27 protein-coding genes and 1 pseudogene are annotated in these 25,929 nt (G+C 64.7%); 14 read left to right on the top strand and 14 right to left on the bottom strand.

Translation table 11 applies throughout. The features are described 5' to 3' along the window. Positions 1–37 precede the first annotated feature (37 nt). The 9 genes from C7G41_RS29590 to C7G41_RS29550 all read left to right on the top strand — a co-directional run bounded on the left by C7G41_RS29590 (position 38) and on the right by C7G41_RS29550 (position 5,539). The gene (locus C7G41_RS29590; RefSeq protein ID WP_199198678.1) at positions 38–508 is read left to right on the top strand and encodes a hypothetical protein; all 471 of its coding nucleotides are present in this window, start codon (positions 38–40) and stop codon (positions 506–508) included. Positions 509–528: 20 nt separating this feature from the next. Next, the gene (locus tag C7G41_RS29585; protein WP_373681169.1) at positions 529–807 is read left to right on the top strand and encodes a hypothetical protein; all 279 of its coding nucleotides are present in this window, start codon (positions 529–531) and stop codon (positions 805–807) included. 132 nt (positions 808–939) lie between these two features. After that, positions 940–1,194, top strand: a complete 255-nt coding sequence (locus C7G41_RS29580) for a hypothetical protein (RefSeq protein WP_199198677.1) — start codon at positions 940–942, stop codon at positions 1,192–1,194. A gap of 25 nt (positions 1,195–1,219) precedes the next feature. Beyond that, a complete protein-coding gene (dapA, locus tag C7G41_RS29575) occupies positions 1,220–2,137 on the top strand; it encodes a 4-hydroxy-tetrahydrodipicolinate synthase (protein ID WP_106945833.1) in 918 nt (305 codons plus the stop codon). 174 nt (positions 2,138–2,311) lie between these two features. After that, positions 2,312–2,503, top strand: coding sequence for a hypothetical protein (locus tag C7G41_RS29570; protein ID WP_106945832.1), 192 nt, complete (start codon positions 2,312–2,314; stop codon positions 2,501–2,503). Between the two features lie 18 nt (positions 2,504–2,521). Then, positions 2,522–2,908 carry a hypothetical protein gene (locus tag C7G41_RS29565; RefSeq protein WP_106945831.1) on the top strand — a complete coding sequence of 129 codons (387 nt, stop codon included), beginning with the start codon at positions 2,522–2,524 and terminating at the stop codon, positions 2,906–2,908. A gap of 90 nt (positions 2,909–2,998) precedes the next feature. Then, on the top strand, positions 2,999–3,127 hold the full coding sequence (locus C7G41_RS38850) for a hypothetical protein (RefSeq protein WP_306768065.1): 129 nt from the start codon (positions 2,999–3,001) through the stop codon (positions 3,125–3,127). A 159-nt stretch (positions 3,128–3,286) separates the two neighbouring features. Continuing rightward, positions 3,287–3,922, top strand: coding sequence for a uracil phosphoribosyltransferase (gene upp, locus C7G41_RS29555; protein ID WP_106945830.1), 636 nt, complete (start codon positions 3,287–3,289; stop codon positions 3,920–3,922). A 33-nt stretch (positions 3,923–3,955) separates the two neighbouring features. After that, entirely contained in the window at positions 3,956–5,539 is a 1,584-nt protein-coding gene (locus C7G41_RS29550; RefSeq protein ID WP_106945829.1) for an AMP-binding protein, read from the top strand. 97 nt (positions 5,540–5,636) lie between these two features. On the opposite strand, the gene C7G41_RS29545 is transcribed toward C7G41_RS29550, so the two are convergent. Beyond that, on the bottom strand, positions 5,637–6,803 hold the full coding sequence (locus C7G41_RS29545) for an acyl-CoA dehydrogenase family protein (protein WP_106945828.1): 1,167 nt from the start codon (positions 6,801–6,803) through the stop codon (positions 5,637–5,639). Positions 6,804–7,032: 229 nt separating this feature from the next. On the opposite strand from C7G41_RS29545, the gene C7G41_RS29540 reads away from it, so the two are divergent. Further along, the gene (locus C7G41_RS29540) at positions 7,033–7,485 is read left to right on the top strand and encodes a MaoC family dehydratase (protein WP_106945827.1); all 453 of its coding nucleotides are present in this window, start codon (positions 7,033–7,035) and stop codon (positions 7,483–7,485) included. Continuing rightward, positions 7,485–8,336 carry a CoA ester lyase gene (locus C7G41_RS29535; RefSeq protein WP_199198676.1) on the top strand — a complete coding sequence of 284 codons (852 nt, stop codon included), beginning with the start codon at positions 7,485–7,487 and terminating at the stop codon, positions 8,334–8,336. The genes C7G41_RS29540 and C7G41_RS29535 overlap by 1 nt, the downstream gene beginning before the upstream one ends. A gap of 123 nt (positions 8,337–8,459) precedes the next feature. Here the strand turns inward: C7G41_RS29535 and C7G41_RS29530 are convergent, their stop codons facing one another. Both C7G41_RS29530 and C7G41_RS29525 read right to left on the bottom strand, forming a co-directional pair. After that, positions 8,460–9,257, bottom strand: a complete 798-nt coding sequence (locus C7G41_RS29530) for a fumarylacetoacetate hydrolase family protein (RefSeq protein WP_106945825.1) — start codon at positions 9,255–9,257, stop codon at positions 8,460–8,462. 176 nt (positions 9,258–9,433) lie between these two features. Next, positions 9,434–10,735: an MFS transporter gene (locus tag C7G41_RS29525; RefSeq protein WP_106945824.1), complete on the bottom strand. Its 1,302-nt coding sequence runs from the start codon at positions 10,733–10,735 to the stop codon at positions 9,434–9,436. Between the two features lie 349 nt (positions 10,736–11,084). On the opposite strand from C7G41_RS29525, the gene C7G41_RS29520 reads away from it, so the two are divergent. The 3 genes from C7G41_RS29520 to C7G41_RS29510 are packed head-to-tail and all read left to right on the top strand — an operon-like array spanning position 11,085 to position 14,858. Next, positions 11,085–12,299, top strand: coding sequence for an ABC transporter substrate-binding protein (locus C7G41_RS29520; RefSeq protein WP_106945823.1), 1,215 nt, complete (start codon positions 11,085–11,087; stop codon positions 12,297–12,299). Positions 12,300–12,306: 7 nt separating this feature from the next. Continuing rightward, positions 12,307–14,040, top strand: a complete 1,734-nt coding sequence (locus tag C7G41_RS29515; RefSeq protein ID WP_106945822.1) for an FAD-dependent oxidoreductase — start codon at positions 12,307–12,309, stop codon at positions 14,038–14,040. Positions 14,041–14,063: 23 nt separating this feature from the next. After that, on the top strand, positions 14,064–14,858 hold the full coding sequence (locus C7G41_RS29510) for an IclR family transcriptional regulator (RefSeq protein WP_106945821.1): 795 nt from the start codon (positions 14,064–14,066) through the stop codon (positions 14,856–14,858). Positions 14,859–15,013: 155 nt separating this feature from the next. Here C7G41_RS29510 and C7G41_RS29505 read toward each other — a convergent pair whose 3' ends face one another. The 11 genes and pseudogenes from C7G41_RS29505 to C7G41_RS29455 all read right to left on the bottom strand — a co-directional run bounded on the left by C7G41_RS29505 (position 15,014) and on the right by C7G41_RS29455 (position 25,917). Further along, complete coding sequence (locus tag C7G41_RS29505; protein ID WP_106945820.1) at positions 15,014–15,796, bottom strand: SDR family NAD(P)-dependent oxidoreductase; 783 nt, start codon at positions 15,794–15,796, stop codon at positions 15,014–15,016. A gap of 56 nt (positions 15,797–15,852) precedes the next feature. Then, entirely contained in the window at positions 15,853–16,443 is a 591-nt protein-coding gene (locus C7G41_RS29500; RefSeq protein ID WP_106945819.1) for a thiamine pyrophosphate-dependent enzyme, read from the bottom strand. Continuing rightward, positions 16,443–16,982, bottom strand: a complete 540-nt coding sequence (locus C7G41_RS29495; protein WP_106945818.1) for a thiamine pyrophosphate-binding protein — start codon at positions 16,980–16,982, stop codon at positions 16,443–16,445. The genes C7G41_RS29500 and C7G41_RS29495 overlap by 1 nt, the downstream gene beginning before the upstream one ends. 164 nt (positions 16,983–17,146) lie before the next feature. Then, positions 17,147–17,890, bottom strand: coding sequence for an aspartate/glutamate racemase family protein (locus C7G41_RS29490; RefSeq protein ID WP_106945817.1), 744 nt, complete (start codon positions 17,888–17,890; stop codon positions 17,147–17,149). 9 nt (positions 17,891–17,899) lie between these two features. Next, entirely contained in the window at positions 17,900–19,165 is a 1,266-nt protein-coding gene (locus C7G41_RS29485; RefSeq protein ID WP_106945816.1) for an FAD-binding oxidoreductase, read from the bottom strand. Between the two features lie 3 nt (positions 19,166–19,168). After that, a pseudogene (locus C7G41_RS29480) lies at positions 19,169–20,829 on the bottom strand (thiamine pyrophosphate-binding protein). A 296-nt stretch (positions 20,830–21,125) separates the two neighbouring features. Further along, positions 21,126–21,911, bottom strand: a complete 786-nt coding sequence (locus tag C7G41_RS29475; protein ID WP_106945815.1) for an ABC transporter permease — start codon at positions 21,909–21,911, stop codon at positions 21,126–21,128. Beyond that, positions 21,908–22,720: an ABC transporter permease gene (locus C7G41_RS29470; protein ID WP_106945814.1), complete on the bottom strand. Its 813-nt coding sequence runs from the start codon at positions 22,718–22,720 to the stop codon at positions 21,908–21,910. Before C7G41_RS29470 ends, C7G41_RS29475 begins: the two co-directional genes overlap by 4 nt. 73 nt (positions 22,721–22,793) lie before the next feature. Beyond that, the gene (locus C7G41_RS29465; protein WP_106945813.1) at positions 22,794–23,849 is read right to left on the bottom strand and encodes an ABC transporter substrate-binding protein; all 1,056 of its coding nucleotides are present in this window, start codon (positions 23,847–23,849) and stop codon (positions 22,794–22,796) included. 28 nt (positions 23,850–23,877) lie between these two features. Continuing rightward, positions 23,878–25,185 (bottom strand): FAD-binding oxidoreductase, encoded by a 1,308-nt coding sequence (locus C7G41_RS29460; protein WP_245446766.1) that lies wholly within the window; start codon positions 25,183–25,185, stop codon positions 23,878–23,880. 15 nt (positions 25,186–25,200) lie between these two features. Next, positions 25,201–25,917, bottom strand: coding sequence for an HAD family hydrolase (locus C7G41_RS29455; RefSeq protein WP_018454007.1), 717 nt, complete (start codon positions 25,915–25,917; stop codon positions 25,201–25,203). Positions 25,918–25,929: the final 12 nt, after the last annotated feature.

Raw genomic sequence — 25,929 nt, 5'->3', positions numbered from 1 at the left:
CGGCCGACTGACCGACGCCACCTCCAGGAGGCCTGACATGACCACCGCCGCTCTCCGACACTACGATCCCCTGTCACTTGGCAACCGCTTGCGCAATGCGCAGGTGATGACGCAACCGTTGATGCTCGAGATCATCGACAAGGCCTGCCGGCGCTTCCCTTCACTCGGCCGAAGCGAGCGCACGGCACGTATCATGCGCCTGATCGATGCCGAGGCCTGGGCCGATGCGGCGCTGGCATTGATGGAGCTCGAGCTGCCGATGTGGCAGGTCCGCCGCCTCGCCTATGACGAGGGCGAATGGCACTGCGCGCTCTCGCGCGAGCGCGAACTGCCGGACTGGCTCGACGCCGCGATCGAAGGATGCCATGGCGACCTCGCGATCGCCCTGCTGTCGGCGTTCGTCGAGGTCCAGGCACTCGCCGCGGAAGCGTCGCGGCCGAGCGTTCCCTCCGTTCGTCCTGTACTTGATCCGCTTTACGAACCGCTCGCCTGCGACAATTTCGGCTAGCGGCCTGACGGATTCACGCCGTGTCGCAAGCCCCCGACATGTCGCACACGCTGAGCCCGGCGCGCGTGATCGCACGCTTCGCCGTTCGCGTCGTGCTGCTCGTTGTCTTTGCCGCATTCGGCAGCGTCGGTTTTGGCCGAAGCCTCGCCGTCCTGCTCTGGATGTCGATCATCCTATGCGCGCTCGCCGGCCTCGTCAGGCGCGAACCGCTGTTCAGCCCTACCCTCAACCATTGGGACGAAGCTGTCGCCTTCGGCGCATTGTTCGCGCTGGTCCACATCGCCAATGATGTGGCCTGAGCGACCGGCTTTATGACCTTCCTATGAGATCGCCGCGCAGGCGCCCTCGAAATCATATTCGCAAGACAGGATATTGAGCGCGCAGGCAGGGACATGCCTCCCGCGCCGGCGTTGTTCAGAAGGAATACATCCGTGAAACTCGTCGAACCTCCCTCGTGCAGCTTCCTCTCGACCATTGTTTTCATCGGCCGCAACCATAGGGGACAATGGGTCGCGCAGGAGCAGAACGGCCTCTATGGCGGCCTGTTCGTCAGCCGCGCCCAGGCCGTCAAATATGCGCTGTTCGAGAACGGACAGCATCCGGAAACCATCGTCGAGCTGCCGCGCGAGATCGAGCTCGACATGGGCAAGAACCCCAACACCATCGTCTCGCAGCGCGCAGCCTGAGCCGGCGCTTTTCCGCGGGAAAGCCATGTTCATTCCTCCCTCTGCCTGGTTCACCGGCTTCATTCCGGATCTGCCGACGCCGTTCGACGCGGCTGACGCCATCGATCTCAAGGCGTTCGCAGCGCTCTGCGAGCGCCAAGTCGCGGCGGGCGTCCCCGCCATCGTGGTCTGCGAGACCGCCGGCGAGGCACCGACGCTCTCGCCGGCCGAGCAGGAGCTCGTGATTCGCACCGCGGCCGATGTCGCTCGCGGCCGCATGCGGATCATCGCCGGCGCGCTGTCGAATTCGACCGGCCATGCCATCGAACTTGCCCGCCGCGCCGAGGCCGCCGGCGCCGATGCCGTGATGGCGGTGGTGCCGGCCTACAACAAGCCGATGCAGGAGGGGATGCTCGCGCACTTCCGCGCCATTGCCGGTGCGACCGGTTTGTCCGTGATCCTGCACGACATTCCCTCCCGTACGCTGCGCCCACTCGCCGACGAGACGCTTCTGCGCCTCGTCGAATCCCGTCAGTTCGTGGGCCTGCGCGACGCAAGCGGTGACATCACCCGCCCGATGCGCCTCGCCCGGCTGCTGCCATCCGGCTTTCGCCTGCTCTCCGGCGACGACGTCACCGCCTTCGGCTATATCGCGAGCGGCGGCGACGGCGCGATCTCGGAAGTCGCCAACATCGCGCCGGATCTGTGCCGAACGATCTTTTCCCAGGTCAGGCAAGGCCGCCTGCAATCCGCCCGCTACCTGCACAAGCGCCTGATCCCGCTCATCGCCTGCCTCGCCAAGGACAGCCCGGCGGCGCTCAAGAGCGCACTGAGCGTGCAGGGTCTGATGTCGCCGGCCACAAGGCTGCCGATCGTGCCGCTGGACGCGGCCGCGCAGCGGGAGGTGGTACGCGCCTTCGCGGCGCTCGCCGACGAGGAGCTGACCGACAGCGTCGGGGCCTGACGCCTCGCGTAACGTTGCGGATATCGCATGCAGCCAAGGAGCAACCGCCGGCGTCTTTATGACATTCCTATGCGGCGGCCCCGGCGGTCATCTCGCAATCTTACGCGGCGATGGCCATCATGAGAGGCAGATTGGAGCGGCCGTCTCGCCGCACCACAGACAAGGACTTCCAAGATGTCGATGCTGACACATAGCCTTGACCGGCCCTTCGATGAAGCCGATCGCCCGTCGTGGATCTCGACGGCGCGCAAGGCGCAGCTCAAGCGCGTCGCCCTGCAGGGGTTCGCCCTGCTCTCGATGGGCAGCGTGCTCACTGCGCTGATCGCACTGAGGACCACAATCTATGTCTGGCACATGCACGGTTGACCCGCAGGGAGGCCCCCTATGACCTTGCAGATGTGTGAAGAGGCCGCCATGACCGCAATCGCCCTTCAGGCTTCCCGTCGCCGAGCTGACGCCAAGCAGGCGGCAACGCTCAGGCCGCTCGATCCGGATGTCGTCAGCACCGCCATTCCCGCCTTCTTCATTGGGCGCAACAGCGCCGGCCTCTGGGTCGCGCGCGAAGCGAATGAACGTGTCGGCGGTCTGTTCCTGTTCAAGAGCTCGGCGGTGGATTTTGCCAACCGTCAGAGCCCACCGGCGCACTGCGCCCTGGTGTTCCCCACCGACACCTTCGAACTCGACGTCGAGAACCGCGGCAATTTCCTGATCGTGCTGGCGCAGCGAGCCAGGCAGATTCTTGCGCGCGTGGCGGCAAGGCTGTGGCCGTGATCGAGCTCAAGATCGCCATCCTGGTCGCATTGCTGGGTGCGTTGCTACTCGGCACGCGCATCGGCGCTGCGCCTGCCCCGGACAGGTAACGTGCACCTCCTCAAGGGAAATCTCGAGCACGCGGTCACCACGACGATCCTGACCATGACGCTGAGTCTGGTCTGGGGCGCGGTCCTGACGATCGTGATCACGCTCGTCGCGCGCGGTCTCGGGGTCTAGGATTTCCGCGCGGCGATCGACCGCCAATTGACCATGGCTGCCTACGAGGCAAGCAGCCGGGCGCGCAGCGCGGTCGCGGTGCCCGCCTGAGGCCACGTATCCCGCGGAAAATACCCGGCCGATCTGGCGAAATTTCATGGAACCGTGTAGATCGGTTTCATGAGCATCAGCAACGTCAACGTGGTCGCCCATCCCCTGGTCCAGCACAAGCTCTCCCTGATGCGGGAGAAGGACCGCTCGACCAAGAGCTTTCGCGAGATCCTGAACGAGATCGGGATGCTGCTCGGCTACGAGGTGACGCGCGACCTGCCGCTTGAGCTGGTCGATATCGAGACGCCGATCTCGCCGATGCGGGCGCCCAAGATCGCCGGCAAGAAGCTTACGCTGGCGCCGATCCTGCGCGCCGGCGTCGGCTTCCTCGACGGCATGCTGGCGCTGATGCCCTCGGCGCGCATCGCCCATATCGGGCTCTACCGCGACCCTGAAACATTGCAGGCCGTCGAATATTACTTCAAGGCGCCGCAGGACCTGTCGGACCGCACCGTGATCCTGATGGACCCGATGCTCGCGACCGGCAACTCGGCCTGCGCCGGCGCCTCGCTGCTGAAGGCGCGCGGCGCCCGCGACATCCGCTTCGTCTGCCTCCTGGCCGCGCCTGAAGGCATCGCGCAGTTCCAGAGCGAGCATCCGGACGTTCCGGTCTGGACCGCCGCGATCGACGAGTGCCTCAACGATCACGGCTACATCGTGCCGGGGCTGGGCGACGCCGGCGACCGGATGTTCGGCACCAAGTAGACAGGTTCGCGCGATCGGGTTAGTCCGGTTGCCATGAGCGCCAACGTATTTTCGCTGCTATCGCTGATCCGGACCGGGGCCGCCGCCGATCCGGCCTTCGTGTTCGACGGCACGCCGGTGTCGCGCGCGGAATTCTCGGAAAAGATCGAGCAGACCGCCGCCTGGCTTGCCGCGCACAGTATCGGCAAGGGCGATGTCGTCGCGGTCTGGCTGGTCAACCGGCTCGAATGGATCGCCCTGCTGTTCGCCGCCGCCCGGCGTGGGGCAATCGTCGCCGCCGTCAATACACGCTACCGCAGCGCGGAGGTCGCGCATCTCCTGAAGCTGTCCGGCGCCCGACTGATGGTGATCGAAGCCGCGTTCCGCTCGATCGACTTTGCCGCTATTCTCGCCGACGTTGGCAAGGACGAGGTGCCTGCGCTGCGAGAGCTTGCAGTTGTGGGCCCGGATGAGATTCCCGCCCAATGGCCATGCGTGCGCTTCGACGCCTTCGACAAGTTCTATCCGCCGGCTTCGCCGGAGGAGGAGGACGTCGATCTGCCTTTGCTGCTCTACACGACATCGGGCACCACCAAGGGACCGAAGCTTGTCGCGCATTCGCAGCGAACGTTGGCCACGCACGCCGCCTCCGTCGCCGAAGCGCTAAAACTCTCGCCGCAACGCCATTCGCTGCTAGCCATGCTGCCGTTCTGCGGCACCTTCGGCATGACGAGCCTGCTTGGCTTCATCGCAGCGGGCGCGACCGTTCATGCGCTCGACGCTTTCGAAGCGGCGCCGGCACTGGAGATTCTCCGCGAGTGCGAGATCACGCACGCCTTTGGCTCGGACGAGATGTTCCGCCGCATCCTCGCGCTCACCGACGCACCGCGTCCGTTTCCGCATCTCGAGGTCTGCGGCTTTGCCGCGTTCCAGCCCGGCTGGCGCGAGCTCGCTACGGAGGCCGAGGCGCGCGCCATGCCGTTGCACGGTCTCTACGGTTCGAGCGAGGTGCAGGCACTGTTCTCGATCGCACGCTCGAGTGACGCCTTCACCGATCGCATCGAGGGCGGCGGTTGGCCGATGTCGCCGGAGGCCAAGGTCCGCGTGCGCGACACCGAGACCGGCGAACTCGCGGCTCGCGGCGTCTCCGGCGAGATCGAGATCCGCGTGCCGTCACGCTTCCTCGGCTACTACAACAATCCCGAGGCCACGCGCGACGCCATCACCGCGGACGGCTTTTTCCGCACCGGCGATATCGGCCGGCTGCGCGGCGACGGCTCCTTCGTCTACGAGACCCGCGCGGGCGACGCCATGCGGCTCGGCGGCTTCCTCGTCGCGCCCGGCGAGATCGAGGACGAGCTCAAATCGTGCGCGGGTGTGGCCGACGCCCAGGTCGTCGCGGTCGATCTGAAGGGAAACGCCCGCTGCGTCGCCTTCGTGATCCTCGCCCAGGAACTCCACGAGCCACCGCGGCAGGACGCGTTGATCGCGCGCCTGCGCGAGCGGCTCGCCGGCTACAAGGTCCCGGCGCGGATCTATGTTGTGGAGGCCTTCCCAGTCACCGACAGTGCCAACGGCGTCAAGATCCAGCGCGCCCGGCTTCGGGCCATGGCGATGGACCGGATCGCTGCCGAATAACGTCTACGAGCTTCGCTTCATTGACGAAACTACGCCGATAGCGCGTCGCGATGCTACGGCGCGACTATCGCAGGGTCCCGCAACGGTGCGGTCGAGCCTAGTATGACTTGGCCAGTCCAAGTACCTTTTCCGCAATGAAGCTGAGTGCAAGCTGCGGGCTGACCGGTGCGATGCGCGGGATCAGGACTTCGCGCAAGTAACGCTCGACGTGGAACTCCTTGGCATATCCGAAGCCGCCATGGGTCATCACCGCTTGCTCGCAGGCATGATATCCGGCTTCACCCGCAATGTATTTCGCGGCATTGGCGGCGCCGCCGCAAGGCATGCCCTTGTCGTATTGCCAGGCCGCCGACATCACCATCAACCAGGCCGCCTCGAGCTCAACCCAGTTTACGGCCAGCGGATGCTGAATGCCCTGGTTCTTGCCGATGGGCCGGTTGAACACCACGCGGGTCTTGGCGTATTCGGTCGCGCGCGACAACGCGAGCTTACCGAGGCCGACGGCTTCCGCTGCGATCAGAATGCGCTCCGGGTTCATGCCTTCGAGAATATACTGGAAGCCTTTGCCTTCTTCGCCGATCCGGTCTTCCATCGGGATCTCGAAATCCTCGAAGAACAGCTCGTTGGAATCGACGGCCTTGCGGCCCATCTTCTCGATCTCGTGGACTTTGATCTTGTTGCGATCGAAGTCGGTGTAGAACAGGCTCAGCCCATGCGTCGGCGAGCGCACGTCCTCCAGCGGCGTGGTGCGCGCCAAAAGCAAAATCTTGTGCGCGACCTGCGCGGTCGAGATCCACACCTTCTGGCCGTTGACGATGTACCGGTCGTTCTTGGCCACCGCGCGGGTCTTGAGCTGGGTGGTGTTGAGGCCGGTGTTGGGCTCGGTGACGGCAAAGCACGCCTTCTCGCGGCCCTCGACCATCGGCGGCAGCATGCGCTTGCGCTGTTCTTCAGTGCCGAACACGACAACGGGATTGAGGCCGAACACGTTGATGTGCACTGCGGAGGCGCCGGACATGCCAGCGCCGGATTCCGCGATGGTGCGCATCATGATCGTGGCTTCGGTGATGCCGAGCCCGGAGCCGCCGTAGGCTTCGGGCACGCAGATGCCGAGCCAGCCGGCATCTGCCAGCGCCTTGTGGAAGTCGTGCGGAAAGCCGCCGTCGTGGTCCTTTTCTAGCCAATAGGCATCGTCAAAGCCTTCGCAGATCTTTGCGATGGCATCACGAATGGCTTCCTGCTGATCGGTGAGCGCAAAATCCATTTCGTGATCTCCTTGTTGGGAGCCGGGACAACCAATCTCCCATCTCTCCGCGTTTCCCACGCGACGGCCGTGGCTGATTGCTGTGCCCGGACGTGCTCCGCTTGCGTTCTTTAGCTCGAAAAGCCGGATACAGGTACGTGAATTTGCCTGCCAAATGTGTGTACCATGCATAGGATCATGCGGCGCGACGGTATGAGCGCGCGGTTATTTCGCAGGGAGGAAGACCGCAATGGCCGGACTTTATTTCGAAGATTTTTCCGTGGGCCAGGAATTCAGGCATCCCCTGACCCGGACCGTCACGGAGATGGACAACACCATGTTCAGCCTGCTGACGCTCAATCCGCAGCCGCTGCACATCGACGCACATTTTTCGGCCCAGACCGAGTTCGGCCAGCGCATTTTCAACAGCCTTTACACCCTCGGCATCATGATCGGCATGACGGTCTATGATACGACCATGGGGACCACCGTTGCCAATCTCGGCATGACCGACGTCATTTTTCCGAAACCGGTCTTCCATGGCGACACGTTGCGGGCGACGACGAAGGTGCTTTCGTTGAGAGAATCCAAATCGCGCCCCAAGGCGGGCATCGTCGAGTTCGAGCACCATGCTCTCAACCAGAACGACGAGATCGTCGGAAAATGCCGCCGCATGGCGATGATGCACAAGAGGCCGGTCTGATGCGTTCGATGCTATTCGTGCCGGGCGACTCCCCGCGCAAATTCGAGAAGGCCAGCGAAGGCAACGCCGACGCGCTGATCATCGATCTCGAGGATTCCGTCGTCACCGACAAGAAGCCGGAGGCGCGCGGGTTGACGCTGGCGATGCTGAAGGGCCGCAACAAGCCCCATCAGCTCTATGTCCGCGTCAACGCGCTCGACACCGGCATGACGCTCGGTGACCTCGCCGCGGTGATTCCAGGCAGGCCCGACGGCATCGTGCTGCCGAAATCGCAGGGCGGCGACGACGTGCGGCAGGTCGCGACCTGGCTCGAAGCTTTGGAAGCTGCGGCTGGTATCGCCATCGGCTCAACACGCATCGTCTGCGTCGCGACCGAAACCGCAGGATCGATCTTCGGGCTCGGCAGCTACAAGGGCTGCTCCCCTCGCCTCGCGGGCCTGATGTGGGGCGCGGAAGATCTCTCGGCCTCGCTCGGCGCCACCGAAAAGGCGTCAGGCGGCGTGTTCCACAGCCCTTATCGTCTGGCCCGCGATCTCTGCCTGATGGCAGCCGCCGCGGCCGAGGTCGCGCCGATCGACACTGTCTATACCGATATCGACAATCTCACCGGGCTCGAACAGGAAACGCGCGCGGCGCGGCGCGACGGTTTTTCGGCGAAAGCGCTGATCCATCCCAAACACGTCGACGTGGTCAACGCGGCGTTCGAACCGACCGAGGCCGAGCGCAATTGGGCGGAGAAGGTGATCGCCGCGTTCGCGAGCAATCCGAAGTCCGGCACGCTGCGCCTCGACGGCCAGATGATCGACAAGCCGCATCTTCGCGCCGCGAAGAAGATCCTCGGCCAGCCCTAGATCGGAGCAGCATCGGTCCGACGGTGCGGGAGGTGGCCGCTGATCGCACGGACCGTCGATCGATTGCGGCCGAAGACCACCGCGGCGTAAGGGCCACGGTGGCGGTGCGCAAGCGAAAGACAATCAGACGATCTTGATCGACATGTCCGGCAAGCCGTCGAGCTTACACAAGAGCACGTCGCCCTTCACGACCGGACCGACGTTCTCCGGCGTACCGGAATAGATGATGTCGCCGGCCTTCAGCTCGAACGCTTCCGACAGTTTTGCGATCTGCTCGGCCACGCTCCAGATCATCTTGCTGAGATCCGAACTCTGCTTCACCGTCCCGTTGATCGCCAGCGAAATGGCGCCCTTGTCGAAATGACCGGTCTTGCTGGCCGGGAGGATCGGGCCGATCACCGCGGCGTGGTCAAAGCTCTTGCCGATCTCCCAAGGCTTCTTCTCCGCGGCCATCCCGTTCTGGAGATCGCGCCGGGTCATGTCCAGGCCAAGCGCATAGCCATAGACATGGTCAAGCGCCTTCTCTGCCGGGATGTTGCTGCCACCGGATTTCAGCGCGGCGACCAGCTCGACCTCGTGGTGATAGTTCTTGGTCAGCGACGGGTAGGGATGATCGGCAACCTCGCCCACAGCGACGTTCTGGATTGCGTCGGTCGGCTTCTGGAAGAAGAACGGCGGCTCGCGGTTCGGGTCCGAGCCGCGCTCGATCGCGTGCGCCGCATAGTTGCGCCCGATGCAGTAGATGCGACGGACCTGGAACACCTGGGCTTCGCCGACGATCGGGATGGTGACCATCGGCACCGGAAAGATCGGTTTCGGCCCGGCCTGCGCCGCAGCCGGCGCAACTTCCGCGATTGACGCAGCACTTGCCGCCGCCGCAATTGCGAGCAACTCCCGTCGCGTAGGTGAGATCTTCTTCATGTTTTGCGCTCCCTTTTCTGTTCCTTGGGCAGCTTCATGCGCGCCGGATCGGCTGATAATCGATATTCCGTGTGCCGGCAATGCTGGACGGGCGCGACGCGGCATCGTTTTATCGATGAGAGCCAGCTACCTGTTGCCGTGGCCCGCTCGCGCGGCAGACCTGACGAAGGCGATCCTCAGAACCTGAGCTGGTCCCGCGCCGTCTCCGGCGCCATCAGCGTCGCGATGATGGTGACGATCGACAGTGCGATGATGTAGACCGACACGGCCCAATAAGAACCGGCCCATGCCAGCAGTGCCGTCGCAATCAGCGGCGAGAAGCCGCCGCTCAGCGCGGCGGCAACGTTGGCTCCCAGCGATGCGCCGCTGTAGCGCACCTGGGTGCGGAACAGCTCCGGCATGAAGGCCGCCTTCGGCCCGAACAGCAGCGCATGCGTCAGTGTCATCGTGACGACGAGCGCGAGCGTGATCAGCGCCGGCTCCCTGGTGTCGAGGAACCAGAACAACGGAAACGCCAGCGCCACCGAGAACACGCCGCCGGCGAGATACAGCGCTTTGCGGCCGAAGATGTCGGACAGCCAGCCGGCGAGGGGCAGCGTCGCGAGCTCGACGAGCGCGGCATAGACCACCGCGTTCAGGATCACCTGCCGCGGCAGGCCGAGCTGTGTCGTGGCATAGACCACGGTGAAAACAGTGAGGAGATAAGCGAGCCCGACTTCGGACACAGTGATGCCGATCGCCAGCAGGAAGCTGTGCCAGTCGCGGCGCAAGACTTCCAGCGCCGGCTGCGCCAGGACCTCCTTGCGCTCGAGCACCTCCTTGAAGTGCGGCGTCTCCGCGAGTTTCAGCCGCACGATGAAGCCGACGCCGACGAGCAGGATGCTGATCAGAAACGGCACGCGCCAGCCCCAGCTCAGGAAGTCCGCTTCGGGCAGCTGCGTCATCAGACCAAAAATGCCGGTGGACGCCGCGACGCCGACGGGGAAGCCGATCTGCACCAGGCTGCCGTAGAAACCGCGACGGTTGCCGGCATGCTCGGCCACCATGACCACGGCGCCGCTCCACTCGCCACCGAGCCCGATGCCCTGGACGAAGCGCAAAATGACGAGGAAGATCGGCGCCCAGACGCCGATCTGGCTGTAGGTCGGCAGGCAACCGATCAGGAACGTGCCCAGTCCCATTGCGATCATGGTCGCGACCAGCATCTTCTTGCGGCCGAGCCGGTCGCCATAATGTCCGATGATCGCGCCGCCGATCGGCCGCGCGACGAAGCCGACCGCATAGGTCGAGAACGCCGCCAGCGTGCCGACGAAGGGATCGAAGCTCGGGAAGAACAGCTTGTTGAATACGAGTGCGGCGGCCGTGCCGTAGATCAAGAAGTCGTACCACTCGATCGCGGTCCCGAGCGCGCTCGCCCACACCACATGCGCCGTCGTCGATTTCTCCGCCGCCGTGGAGACTCCCGCTGCTGCCGTCATGCCATGCCCCAAGATTCCTGGGTGGCATCATGGCCAATCGTTGTGGCGGTTGCAACTTGCGGGCGTGTTAGTTCTCCCCAAGATCACGATACGAGATTTTCGCGCCACTGCCTCCTCACCGTCATCCCGGCGAAGGCCGGGACCCATAACCACAGGGAGGAGTTTGGCGAAGACTCGTGCTCCGGTACTGCGACCGCCCGGCATCGCGAGATCGCGCGGTATGGGTCCCGGCCTTCGCCGGAACGACGGGGAGCTTTTATTCGCTATTGACAAACTTATTAGCTAATATCTAATTTAATGCCACAACGACCAGCCGCGCCAAGCGGCCCATAAACAAGAGGGAACGACGATGAGAGGGCTTTTGGCCTGCGCCATGCTCGCGGCCATGACTTCGGCTGCCATGACCACCGTTGCGAACGCGCAGATCTCCGACGACGCCGTGCGGATCGGCGTGCTGACGGATCTGTCGAGCTGGGGCCGCGACAACAGCGGGCCGGGCTCCGTGGAAGCCGCGAAAATGGCGGTGGAGGAATTCGGGCCCACTGTGCTCGGCAAGCCGATCGAGATCATCAGTGCCGACCACCAGATGAAGACCGACGTCGGCGTGCAGATCGTGCGGGGCTGGTTCGACAACGGCAAGGTCGATGCCGTCGTCGACATCCCCAATTCCGGCATCGCGATCGCCGTGCACAACATGGTGCGCGAGCGCAACAAGATCGCGCTGCTCTCCGGCCCCGGCGCGAGTTCGCTGACTGACGAGCTTTGCAGCCCGAACACCGTGCATTTCACCTACGATACCTACGCGCTGTCGAAGGTGACGGCCTCCGCCGTGATCAAGGAAGGCGGAAAATCCTGGTACTTCATCACCGCCGACTACGCCTTCGGCCAGCAGCTCGAGAAGGACGCTACGCGCTTCATCAACGAGATGGGTGGCAAGGTTTTGGGGGGCGTGAAACACCCGACCAACACGGCCGATTTCTCCTCCTTTGCACTCCAGGCGCAGAGCTCGAAATCGGACGTCGTCGCTTTCGCCAATGCCGGCCAGGACACGGACAATGCGATCAAGCAGTCCGGCGAGTTCGGCCTGGTCCAAGGCGGCCAGAAGCTGGTCGGCCTCCTGATGTTCGACACCGATGTGCACGCGATCGGCCTCAAATCGGCGCAGGGCACCTACATGACCACGGCGTCGTATTGGAACATGGACGAGGCAACCCGTGCATGGTCGCGGAAATTCTACGAGCGCACCAAGGTGATGCCAACCATGATCCAGACCGGCGTTTACGGCTCGGTGTTGCATTATCTCAAGGCCATCAAGGCCGCCGGCACCGACGAGCCCGCCAAGGCGATGGCCAAGATGCGCGAGCTGCCAATCGAGGATACATTCGTTCATGGTGGACGCTTGCGCGAGGACGGCCGCGTCGTTCGCGACATGTATCTCGCCAAGGTGAAAACACCCGAGCAGTCCAAGGAACCGTGGGATTACCTAGAGATCATCAAGACGGTGAAGGGCGAGGACGCCTTCCGCCCGGTCTCCGAATCCAAATGTCCGCTGCTCAAGAAGTGAGGCCTGCATGACCAGCAACGAGCGCAACGCAATTGAGACTTACGAGTGCGATGTGCTCGTGGCCGGATCGGGCTGCTCCGGCATGTCGGCCGCGATCACCGCACGCTATCGCGGCCTCGACGTCCTGATCGTCGAGAAGGAGCCGCGATTCGGCGGCACCACCGCCCGCTCCGGCGGCTGGTTGTGGATTCCCGGCACGTCGCTGGCGAAGGCTTACGGCATCGAGGAGACGCCCGAGCAGGCGCGGACTTACCTGCGGCACGAAGCCGGCAACAATTACGACGCCGCGCGCGTCGATGCATTCCTGAGCGCCGGGCCCGAGGCGGTCGATTTCTTCACCAGCAAGACGGCGCTTCGTTTCGACATGCCGCTGGTGTTCCCGGACTACCACGCCGAGGCGCCCGGCGGCGCCCAGGGTGGTCGTTCGATGGTGGCACGCCCGTTCGACGGCCGCGAACTCGGCGACCAGATCAAGACCCTCGGCATGCCCCTGCCCGAGCTGACCGTATTCGGCATGATGCTCGGATCCGGCAAGGACATCGTCCATTTCATGCGCGCGACGAAGTCGCTGACCTCGGCGGTCTATGTCGCAAAGCGCCTGTCACGGCATCTGATGGACGTGCTGCGCTACGGCCGCGGCATGACGCTGACCAACGGCAATGCGCTCGCCGGGCGCCTGGCAAAATCCGCGCAGGATCTGAAGATTCCGATGTGGCTGTCCGCGCCGATGCGCGAGCTGACCGTCGAGAACGGCACTGTCACCGGCGCGATCGTCGCCCGCGAGGGACGCGACGTCCGCATTCGTGCAAGACAAGGCGTCGTGCTCGCCTGCGGCGGTTTCCCGCATGATATCGAACGGCGCAAGAAGATGTTCCCACACGCGCCGACCGGGAACGAGCATTTTTCGCCGGGACCGACCGGCAACACCGGCGACGGACTGCGGCTTGCGGAAAGCGCCGGCGGACATGTCGAGGACAGGCTGCCGAACGCGGCAGCCTGGGTCCCGGTCTCGGTCACCAAGCGCAAGGACGGCTCACACGGCGTGATGCCGCATTTCATCGACCGCGCCAAACCCGGCGTGATCGCGGTGATGCGCGACGGCAAGCGCTTCGCCAACGAGGGCAATTCCTATCACGACTTCGTCCAGGCCATGGTCAAGGCGGCGAAGCCCGGCGAGGAGATCGCAGCGTATCTGGTCTGCGATCACCAGACCCTGCGCAAATACGGCCTCGGCTGCGTGCCGCCATTCCCGATGCCGCTGGGTCATCACCTCAAGACCGGCTATCTCATGCGCGGCGAGACGCTGGAGGCGCTCGCGGCAAAGGCGGGCATCGACACCATGGCATTCGTCGAGACCGTCAAGCAGTTCAATGCGACCGCACTGCAGGGTCACGACGCTGCCTTCGGCAAGGGCTCGAAGGCCTATAACCGCTATCAGGGCGATGCGCTGCACGGCCCGAACCCCTGCGTCGCGCCGATCGAGAACGGCCCGTTCTACGCCATCAAGATGGTGGTCGGCGATCTCGGCACCTATGCGGGCATCGTCACCGACGGGAACGCCCGGGCGCTCGATGCGGAAGGACGGGTGATTCTCGGGCTCTATGCCGCCGGCAACGACATGGCGAGCATCATGGGTGGCAATTATCCCGGCGCAGGCATCACGCTTGGGCCGGCGCTGACCTTCGGCTACATTGCCGGCCGTCATCTCGCCGACAGCGCGGCCAAGCGCAACGCGGCGTAAGCGAGCCGCACGCCAGGAGGCGCATGAAAAGAGAGAGCCGCGGCATCCAGTCGATCGAGGTCGGCGGAGAATTGCTCCGCGCGCTTGCGAGATGCGGCGAGCCCATGATGCTGCGCGATCTCGCGCGCGAGGCCGGCATGACGCCGGCCAAGGCGCATCCCTATCTCGCCAGCTTCTCCCGCATCGGTCTGATCGAGCAGGACGAGACCACTGGCCGTTACGAGATCGGCGCGCTGGCGCTGGAGCTCGGCCTGATCAGCCTGCGTCGCCTGTCCGGCGTACGTATCGCGGGACCGAAGATCGCGGTCCTCGCAAGTCAGATCGGACATGCGGTCTCGCTCGCGGTCTGGGGGACGCACGGTCCGACCGTGGTGCAGCTGGAAGAACCCGGCCAGCCCGTTCACATCGTGATGCGCGCCGGCTCGGTGATGGCGCTGCTGGAGACCGCCACGGGCCGGGCCTTTGCTGCCTTCTTGCCGGAGAAGACGATCAACGCCGCACTCGAAAGCGGCCTCGATCGTCACGGCGTCGGCTACAATCCGAAGCGCGCGGTGAAAGGCGCGAAGGTCACAGACATGCTCACCGAGGTCCGCAAGCACGGCCTCGCCCGCGCGCTCGGCGATCCCCTGCCCGGCGTCAACGCATTCTCTGCGCCGGTGTTCGACCATTCCGGCCATCTCGCGCTGGTGATCACCGCGATGGGGCCGGAAGGCACTTTTGACGCGCGGTGGGACAGCCCGATCGCCCATGCTTTGCGCGACTGCGCGGGCGGCATTTCGAAACGGCTGGGTCACGGGATGACGGTTGCGGCGGAGTGAGCGGCTGGCTGCCCGCACAACTACGGCTGTCATGCCCCGCGAAGGCGGGGCATCCAGTACGCCGCAGCCCCATCGCCTCCATCACTGCTGTCTCGGAGTACTGGATCGCCCGGTCGAGCCGGGCGATGACAGCCAGCGTGGGGCAACCTTGCCCCCTATTTCTCCTTCACCGGCACCGTGTAATTCAGAATCAGCCGACCGCCGTCTGGGTAGATGGTCTGCCCAGTGATGTAGGACGCATCATCGCTCGCAAGAAACGCCACGACAGAGGCAACCTCGCTCGGCTCGCCGCCGCGGCCGGCCGGCGTGCGTGACATCACGGTCTTGCGGGCATCCTCCGAGGTGTAGATGGACGATGCCACCATGTCGGTCAGAATCGTGCCCGGCCCGACCGCGACCACGCGAATATTGTGCGGAGCGAGCGCGACGGCTGCGACCGAGGTGAGCTGCTTCATGCCGCCCTTGGACATGGCATAGGTGGCAAGCGCCGGGATTGCCAGCAGTGCATTGACCGAGGACATGTTGATGATGACCCCGCCGCCACTACCTTGCGCAATCATCTGCTTGGCGGCCGCCTGCACACCGAAGAACGCGCCCTTCAGATTGATGCCGATGATCTCGTCGAATTCTTCTTCGGAGATCTTCAGGAGGTCCCGGTTGCGGGCGACGCCGGCGTTGTTGACCATGATGTCGAGCCGGCCGAACTCCTTCACGGCCGTTGCGACCAGCTGGTCGACGTCGGCACGTTTGGCGACGTTGCCGATGACGGTGCGCAAGGCGTCCGGCCGCCCGAGTTCGGCGGCCGTTGCGGCCAAGCCGTCGGCATCGACATCCGAGATGACGACCTTGACGCCATCGTCCAGGAATCGTTTCGCACAGGCCTTGCCGATGCCGCGCGCCGCGCCAGTGATGGCGGCGACCTTGCCGGTTAGTTTCATGGTCTCACTCCAGGATAGCTGCTCGGGGCAGGCTGTCGCCGGGAGAGAAACCCGGCTCAGGCCGCCGCGAAGCCGAGATGAGCACGGAACCGGTTCTTGATAAAGACAGCATCGCGCGAGGGCAGCGAGCGCGGCGGATTTTCGGCCAGAACCTTGATGACAAAAAGCCGCGGGCCATCGACCGTCTCGTCGAGCTGCGTCGCCAGACGTTCCACTTCCTCGAGCGTCCGCACTGTCCCGGTCGCAACAAAGCCGCACGCCATGGCGATGGCGGTGAGGTCGACCCCGCGCCCGGTGTGGCTGGCCTGCATACCGGTCTCGCCAAAATGCTGGTTGTCGATCACGACGATGTCGAGATTGCGCGGGCGTGCGACGCCGATGGTGGCGATGCCGCCGAGGCCCATCAACTGCTCGCCATCCCCGGTCAAAGCGAGGACACGCTTTCCCGGCTGGGCTTGCGCAAGGCCAAGCCCGATCAGCGCGGCGCCGCCCATGGCGCCCCAGAGATAGAAATTGCCGTCGTGGTCGCCGACCGAATGAAGGTCATAGGTCGGCGAGCCGAGGCCGGAGACGACCAGCGTGTCCTTGCGATTCTTCAGGAGCGCGGCGACGGCGGCGCGGCGGTCGAGTTGAGCTTGCATTGGCATCACCATTTCTTCTTGCCGATCAGGCGCTGCCCGATCAGCACCGCGATCTGTTGATCGGAATCGTAGGCGAGCGCTGCAGCCGATTCCACGGTCTCGACCAGATCCTCCGCCGACTCCGCGCGCATCACCTTCAGACCGATGGCCTCCAGCGAGGGCTGCGTCGCCCGGCTCATCGGCACCTGCCAGGGATTGAACTCGGCCCATTCGCCGCGCATCGTCACCAGCATCAGCAGTGGAAATCGTCCGATCGCCGACAGCGACAGCATGTTGATGCAATTGCCGACACCGCTCGACTGCATCAGCAGCACGCTGCGCTGGCCGCCGAGCCAGGCGCCGGCGGCGATGGCGACGCCCTCCTCTTCCGTCGTCAGCACGTTGGTGGTGACGTCGCGGTCTGCCGAGAACAGGCGGATGAGCTGGCTGTGGCCGGCATCAGGGACGTAGGACATCTGCCGCACGTCGGCGGCTTTCAGGATGCGGTAGAGCTCGGACGGCCAATCGTCTGCGCGCATGTCGGGATTGGGTTGAAGGCTGTGCACCGCGTGTCTCCGTGGATTTCGAGCGGCACTCTAGCGATGTTCAGGCGCGAAAGCTCTGACCGTCTGGCGCGATCAGGTATCGAGAGATTGTATAGCTGCCTCTTCCGCTGCCGGTGGGACAGCGCACGATGCGCATGGCTGCGCCATAGGCGGTTTCTCGACCTCTAGCCAAACTGACGCGGCCGCAGTCCGGCATGAAACCACGTAATCATGGAATAGATATCATAGACGGGCAATCCGACCTCGGCCTGAAGCGCCGCTGCATAAGGTGGCATGTTGGTGCATTCCAGCACGATCGCGCCGACATCCGGGTTCCTGGCGACCAGCTCCTTGCCGGCCTCGACCACGTCACGTTCGGCCTGCGCGATGTCCATGTCGTCCTTCTCGGCCTTGATCAGGACACGGAAGAATTCCTTGCCGTGCTCGGTGCCGACCAGCGGCGTATCGAGCGGCACGCCGGCACCTGCGAGGTGGGCCGGCGTCAAGGTCGAACCGGACACCGTGACGAGGCCGACGCGCTTGCCCGGCGGCAAGGTCGCCTGCACCCACGGCACCTGCATCAGTGACGAGGTCGCGACGGGAACGCCGACCGCGGCCGCGATCTCTTTCTGGAACAGCGAGAGGAAGCCGCAATTGGTGGTGATGGCTTCGGCCCCGAGCCGCACCAGATCCTTCGCGGCATCGATGAAGTCGGGCAGCAGACCGGCCGCCCCGTTCAGCACCACCTTCTCCGGCGAAGCACCGCTCACCACGCGGTAGAGCACGGGAAACGGCCAGGTGGTGCCGTTGCCCATGTCGCCGGGAATGCGGGGAAAGCGCGCCTCCAACATCAGGATGCCGAGCGGCGCCCCATAGATGGCCTTGCCGCCGCGGGCGATTCGGGATGACGAGTTGGCTGGAGCGGTCATGGTGCGATCTCAGAGAAAACGATCTGGCGAAAACGGCGCTAGCGAAATTTCCGGCGACTTGCCGCTCAGGAGCTGGGCGACGAGACGACCGGTGCGGGCCGAGCCGACCAGGCCGATATGGCCGTGGCCGAAGGCATAGACGATATCGCGCGAGGCCCGCGCGTAACCGATGCAGGGACGTCCGTCCGGCATGCTCGGCCGATGGCCGAACCAGGTCTTGATACGCGAAGCCGGAATGTCCGTCGGCAGTTTCGGGAACATGCTAAAGAGGTAGTTGCGCAAAATCTCGGCGCGTTTCCAGTTCGGCGCGGCCTCGAGGCCTGCGATCTCGACCGTGCCGGCGGCGCGCAAACCCTTGTCGGTCCAGTTCACTACCATCTTCGCGTCCGAGGCCATCATCGAGCTGCGTGGCCCCGTTTCCGGATTCTCGATCATGACGTGATAGCCGCGCTCGGTCTCCAGCGGCAGCGGATCGCCGACGGATGCGGTGAGCCGCTTCGAATGCGCGCCGGCGGCAACCACCGCGGCATCGCACGCGATCTCGCCGGTCTCGGTGAGGACGGCGACAAGCTTGTTACCGGAGAGCTTGAATCCCGTCGCTTTGGCGCGCACGAGCTCGGCGCCGCTTGCCAGCGCATGTTGCGCGAGGGCCGCGACATAGGCTCCGGGGTCGCGGCAGCGACCGGCTTCCTCCACCACCACGCCGAAAGTGTAGCGTGGATGCAAATCGGGCTCGCGTTGACGCATTTCGTCGGCCGAAAGCTCCAGCCATTCGACACCGACGCGCTTGCGCAGGCGCCAGCCGAGATCGTTGTCAAAATTGCCGCGCGACGGGAAAACATGCATCACGCCGTTGCGCTCGACCAGCTCAGGAACGCCGGCTTCTTCCGCGAGCTTCCTGTGCAGCAGCGGTGCGTCCTTCAGGAGGTCGCGCAGCGCAAAGGCCGTCCTCTCGACCCGCGCCTCGGTCCAGCCCGAGAGCAGATATTTGATCAGCCAGGGCAGCGCCTTCGGCAGATAAGACCAGCGGATCGCGAGCGGTCCGAGCGGATCCATCAGATAGCCCGGCACCTTCTTCCAGACGCCGGGCTCGGCCGGCGGGATCACCGAATGCGAGGAGAGCCAGCCGGCATTGCCGTAGCTCGCCGCCTGTTCGCCACCGGGCTTGCCCGGATCGATCAGCGTGACGCGATGTCCCTCGCGCAGCGCCTCGATGGCACTGATCACGCCGACCGCGCCGGCACCGATGATGGCGACGTGGCGGCCCTGCGACATCGCTTAAGCCTTCACCGCAGGAGCAAAGTCCTTACTGACCGACATCGCGCGCGGATCGATGATGCAGTGGAGGATCGACGGCTTGCCCGAGGCGAGCGCACGCTCGAACGCCGGCGCGAACTCTTCGGTGCGCTCGACGCGCTCGCCATGGCCGCCGAATGCTTTTGCGTACATCGCAAAATCCGGGTTCTTGAGCTGGGTGCCGACCACGCGTCCGGGATAGTCGCGCTCCTGGTGCATGCGGATGGTACCGTATTGCGCATTGTCGACGACGATGACGACGAGCGGCGCATCGTATTGCACGGCGGTCGCGAATTCCTGCCCGTTCATCAGGAAGCAGCCGTCGCCGGCGAAGGCTATGACGGTACGGTCCGGATATTGCCGCTTCGCGAGCACCGCCGCCGGCACGCCGTAGCCCATCGAGCCCGACGTCGGCGCAAGCTGCGTTGCAAAGCTGTGGAAGCGGTGGTGGCGATGGATCCAGCCCGCATAATTGCCGGCGCCATTGCAGACGATCGCGTCCTTGGGCAGGCGATCGCGCAGCCAGGTCATGACCTGGCCATACTGGAACGTGCCCGGCAGCTCGCGCGCCTTCTCGGTCCAGGCGAGATAATCGGCATGCGCCTTGGCGGCCTCGCCTTTCCAGGCAACCGCGCCGGAAGGCTTCAGCGCCTCAACGGCGGCGGCGAAGGCGGCGGGCGTCGCCTGGATCGCGAGCTCCGGCTGATAGACGCGGCCGAGCTCTTCCGAACCCGGATGCACATGGATCAGCTTCTGCCGCGGCGTCGGAATATCGAACAGCGTGTAGGACGAGGACGGCATTTCGGACAGGGGGCGCCGACGAGCAGGATGACATCGGCGCCGTCGATGCGCGCCTTCAGGCCCGGGCTCGGCCCGATGCCGAGATCGCCGGCATAGTGCGAATGATCGGCGTCGATCAGCGAGGCCCGGCGGAACGAGGTCGCGACCGGCAGGTCGAACCGCTCGGCGAAGCGTGCGATGCTCTTGGTGGCGTTATCGGTCCAGCGCGAGCCGCCGAGAATCACGAGCGGCGCTTTTGCGCTCGCTAGCATGGCGCCGACGCGCTCGATATCGGCAGGCGCCGGCCAGCTCACCGCCGGCTCGATCCGCATGGCGTCCGCAACGGCGGCAGTCTCAGTCAGCATGTTCTCGGGCAGCGAGATCACCACAGGACCCGGACGGCCCTGCATGGCGACGCGGAAGGCGCGCGCGACCAGCTCCGGAATGCGGTCGGGACGATCGATCTCGACCACCCATTTCGCTATGGTGCCGAACACCGCCTTGTAGTCGAGCTCCTGGAACGCCTCGCGCTCGCGCATGCCGGTGTCGACCTGACCGACGAACAGGATCATCGGCGTGGAATCCTGCATCGCGATGTGGACGCCGTGACTGGCATTGGTGGCGCCGGGGCCGCGGGTGACGAAGCAGACACCTGGGCGGCCGGTGAGCTTCCCATAGGCCTCCGCCATCATCGCAGCCCCCCCTTCGGCGCGGCAGATCATGACGTCGATCGGGCTGTCGTGCAGCGCGTCCAGCGCCGCAAGGTAGCTCTCTCCCGGCACGCAGGTGACGCGCTCGACGCCTTGCGCGACCAGCTGATCGATCAGGATCTGGCCCCCCGTGCGGGTGTTGCGGATGGTCATGACGGCTCCCTCAAGGCTTTGGCGATGCGTTTCGCAGCTTCGCGAAACTTTTGCTCGGGCTGGCGTAGGACAGGCCGACAGGGCGCGCAAGATCGAAAGGCTTCTCGGACCCTGCGCAGGCGTCATGCCCGCCCCTGCTGGTTGCACTGCAGCCCATGAGGCCGGAATGCCGGCAAACAGCAGGACAGAGATCGTGGAGATGATTTTGGCGTGGCTGGCGGCGGAGGCGTGAGGGGGCGAGGTTCGCGCCAAGCATTCGGTGTCGTCCTGGCGAAGGCCAGGACGACGAACAACAATCACCCGCCCTTTTTCTGCCGCGCGCTGGCCACCAGCACCAGCATGAACGAGGCGGCCGTCATCAGCGTCGAGATCGCGGCGATGGTCGGGTCGATCTCGTCGCGGAGCGCGGTGAACATGCGCTTGGTCAGCGGCTGATACTGGCCGCCGGAGATGAACAGCGCGACGATGGTCTCGTCCATCGCCGAGATAAAGGCGAAGATGCCGCCGGCGACCACGCTGGACTTGATCTGCGGCAAGGTCACCGCGAAGAAGCTGCGCAGGCGGTTCATGCCGAGGCTGCGTGCGACCATCTCCTGCGCCTGATCGAAGCTCTGCAAACCCGCCAGCACCGAGATGATGACGTATGGCAGGCCCAACATGACGTTCGCCAGTACCAGGCCCGGCAGGGTCGCGACCAGGCCGACTTTGGCATAGAGGAAGAAGATGCCCACCGCGGTGATGATGATCGGCACCACCAGCGGCAACAGCAGCATCATGTGGATGAGCCGCATGATGCGCAGCTTCGACTGGCTGATGGCATAGGCGGCGGAGACGCCGAGCGGCGTCGCGATAACCACGGTCAGGAGCGCGACCGTCAGCGTCACCCGCGTTGCCTGCATCCAGGCCGCGTTGGAGAAATACTGCTGATACCAGCGCAGCGAGAACGACGGCGGCGGGAAGGTCAGGAAGCGCGCGCTGGAGAAGGAGATCGGCGCGATGATCAGCACCGGCAGGATCAGGTAGATCAGCACCAGCGCGCTGATCACATAGAGGGCGATCCTGGCGGGCGACAATCGCGTCATTTCTGCCCCAATATGCGATCGAGCGAGATGAAGCGGCTGACGACGAAGAAGATCGCGAGCACGCTTAAGAGCAGGACGACAGCGACCGCGCTCGCGGCGCCGAACTGGTTGTAGAGTTCGACATTGCGGCTCACCAGCATCGACACCATCACCGTCCGGCCGCCGCCGAGCAGTTCCGGCGTGATATAGAAGCCGAGGCAAAGCACGAACACCATGGTGCAGCCCGCGAGCACGCCCGGCAGTGACAGCGGCAGGAAGACGCGGACGAAGGTGAGCGACGGGCTCGCCCCCAGGCTGGCGCCGGCCTGCATCAGGTCGCTCGGAATCTTCTGCATGGTGGCGTAGAGCGGCAGCACCATGAACGGCAACAGGATGTGTACCGTCGCAACCACCGTGCCGAAGGTGTTGTGCACCAGCGCGAGCGGTTCGCTCGTCACGTCGAGGTAACGCAAAAGCTGGTTGATCACGCCGGTGCGCTGGAGCAGCGCCAGCCAGGCATAGGCACGCACCAGCACGCTGGTCCAGAACGGCAGCACGACCAGCGACAGAATGAGAATGCTCCATCCTTTCGGCACCGAATTGGCGAGGTAGGCCACGGGATAGCCAAGCAGCAGCGCGATTCCCGTGACCGCGAGGCTGATCTCGAAGGTCAGCGCAAAACTGCGCCAGTAGATGTCTTCGGTGAAGACGCGGCGATAGTTCTCCAGCGTGAAGCCGTCATGGTAGATCGACTGCCAGGCGAGCCAGCCGACCGGCAGCACGATCAGAGCCAAGATCACCAGCAGCGCCGGCGACACCAATGCCAGCATCAGGCCGTGTTCGCGGCGCTGATGCTTTTGCGATGGATCTGGCACGGATGTCGTCAACACGGCCTCGCTTCGCTTACTTCTGCATGAACGACGCCCAACGCTTCTCGGCCGCTTCGCCCGCCGGCGAGGACCACCAGGCGTAGGACATCAGCGCCTGCTTGGCCGCATTGGCCGGCTCGCTCGGCAATTGCGCGGCGCGCTCGGGCTTGATCACGCCGGTATCGAACGCCTTGGGATTGCCCGGGCCGTAATCGATATTGAGCGGCAGATTGGCCTGGTGCACGGGATCGACGGCCTCGTTGAGGAATTTGACTGCCGTGTCGAGATTCGGCGCGCCCTTGAGGATGCAGAGCGAGGTGCTCTGGAGGATACCCTGATTGTAGGTGAACGCGACCTTGGCGCCTTCCTTCGCGACCGCGCTGACGCGGCCGTTCCAGGCCATCTCCATGTCGACCTCGCCGTCGTTGAGGAGCTGCGCCGACTGCGCGCCGGAGGTCCACCACACCGTGATGTGCGGCTTGATCTCTTCCAGCTTCTTGAAGGCCCGGTCGACATCGAGCGGATAGAGCTTGTCGGGCGCGACGCCGTCGGCCATCAGCGCCGCCTCGAGCGTGGCGATCGGATGGTTGCGCAGCGCACGGCGGCCGGGGAATTTCTTCACGTCCCAGAAATCCACCCAGCTGTTCGGCGCGTCTTTCGGGAAGGTCTTCTGACTGAAGGCCAGCACGCTGGAATAGAACTCGTACGACACCGAATAGGGATTGCGATACGCCTCCGGCATCGCCGCGGCGTTCGGAATCTTGGAGAAGTCGAGCTTCTCGATCAGCCCCTGCTCGCCGCCGCGCAGGCAATAGCCGGTTGGCGTATCCACGACGTCCCAGATCGGCTTGCCGCTGCCGACTTGCGTCTTGATCGCGGGCCAGGCATCGGGAATGGAGTCCTGGTTGATGGTGATGCCGAGCTTCTTGGCGGCGGGATCGAGGATCGCCACCGTCTGCGCCTGCTGGTAAGCGCCGCCCTGCGAGACGAAGGTGATCTGTTCGGCAGCGGCGGCGATGCCGGTTGCTGCGAACAACCCGAGCGATCCGCCCAAAAACGCGTAGCCAAATCGAATATCTCGTTTCGTCATCCTCGCCTCCTCTGTCACCAATTAAATGTCACTGTCCGATCGCATCGAGAAACTGGTACCAGCCGGCGACCATGCGTACGGCGGGCTCGCGCAACGGATAGAATGGAATGGCTTTCATGCGTCGCGCATCAAGCAGCCCGACCTCGGGCGTCTCGCCGCGCACGAAGGCGGCCAGATAGCGGCCCATCAGGCTCGACATCGCCACGCCCGCGCCGTTGTAGCCCATCGAGAACAGCGTGCGGTCGTCGAGCCGGCCGATATGCGGCACCGAGTCCAGCGTCATCCCGACCAAGCCGGACCATTTGTAGGCGAGCGGCACATCGGCGAGATCCGGGAAGATGCCGACCATTGCCTTGCGCAAGGCGTCGAAGGCTGTTTCCGAATCCTGCTTGCCGAACGCGCCGCGGCCGCCAAAAATCACGCGGTTGTCGACCATCCGGAACCAGCGCATCATGCGCTTGGTCTCGGTGTAGGTGCGCCCGGTCGGCATCAGGCTTCCCGCGAGGTTGCGCGGCAGCTTGTCGGTCGCGATGATGGCGCTGCGGAACGGGATCAGCGTGCGCTGCATGTTCGCGGTCGCGCCGGTGAGGTCGGAATAGCTGTTGGTGGCGATGATCGCCTGCTTCGCGCGCACCGCGCCCTGCGGCGTTTCGGCGACGACGAGGCCGTTGTCGCGCCGGAGCCTTACGACCGGCGACTCCTGGAAAACGGGGATGCCGCGGCGCGCCACGCCATCGGCGAGGCCGCGCAGATAATTCAGCGGATGAATGCCGCCCGAGCCGGGATTGAGCACGCCGCCGACGAAGATGTCGGAGCCGGTCTCGTCGCGCACTTGCCCCTTGTCGAGGATGCGGACCTCCGCATCGCCCATCTCGCGCTTCATCCAGTCGGCCTCGTCGATCGCGGCCTTCAGGGTCGTCTCGTTGTGGGCGGCCTTGACCTGGCCGGTGCGCGTCAACGCGGCACTGGCGATGCCAAACTCGGAGACCAGCTCCTCGACGATATCAGTGGATTCATGCGCGATCCCGTACATTCGCTGCGCCATGGCGCGGCCGTGCACGGCATCGATCTCGCGGAACGACAGCCGAAATTTTGCGGTGATCACGCCGCCATTGCGGCCACTCGCGCCCCAGCCCGGGCGGTTGGCCTCGAGCATGATCGGCGAAAGGCCGCTCTTGGCGATGTGGTGCGCCGCGGACAGGCCCGTGTAGCCCGCACCGATGATCACCACATCCGCCTGATGCTCGCCCGACAGGACCGGAAACTCGCGCGCGGGCTCGGCCGTGGCTGCCCACAGCGAGTTGGCCGATGGCAGCGCGCTCCAGTCCCGTGTCATGCCACCGCTCATGCCTTACGCCGCCGGCCCGATGGCCGCGTCGGCAAGCGCCTTCAAGGTCGGAAAATGGAAGTCCGGCTTGGTCAGCGTCTCAACGGCCGGTGTGCCTCCGAAGCCGGCCATGCCCTGGCGGCGCTCGATCCAGCACACCTTGTAACCGAGCTTCCGCGCGATCCCGATGTCGTGATACTGGCTCTGCGCGACGTGCAGGATATCGGACTGCTTGTAGCCGAAAGCGGACTGGCGGCCCTTGTTGTACGCGAAGAACTCCGGATCGGGTTTCGCAACGCCAGTCTCGTCGGCGCACACGGTATCGTCGAAGGGATTGCCGAGCGCATGCGCGTAACAGGAGAGCGCGACGCGGTCGGCATTGGTCATCGCGACCAGGCGGAATTTCGTGCGCAGGCGCTTCAGGGCCTCGACCGAGTCCGGGAACGGTCCCCAGCGCAGCACCGCGAGCTGGAAGACGTCGCAGGAGGCGTCATCGGCCTGCAGCCCGAGCTCCTTGGCGAGATAGCGATAGACATGGAACATCACTTCGCTGGAACGCTCGTGGTGCTTGTCGCGACCACGCTTGTAGGATTCGAAGATCTTGTCGTCGCTGAGCTCGGCCGGCGACTTGCCCGAGATCCTGCGCACCGCGGAGAGCACGCCGGTCTCGAAATCGATCAAGGTGCCGACGACGTCGAAGGTGAGAACCTTGAAATTGCTGAACGAGGCTGCTGACGACATTTTTGCTTCTTC

This window comes from Bradyrhizobium sp. MOS002, from assembly GCF_003020115.1.
In the GTDB taxonomy this organism is placed as follows: Bacteria; Pseudomonadota; Alphaproteobacteria; order Rhizobiales; family Xanthobacteraceae; genus Bradyrhizobium.
Note: the sequence above shows the minus strand (reverse complement) of the source record. Positions and strands in the feature narration are given on the sequence as shown.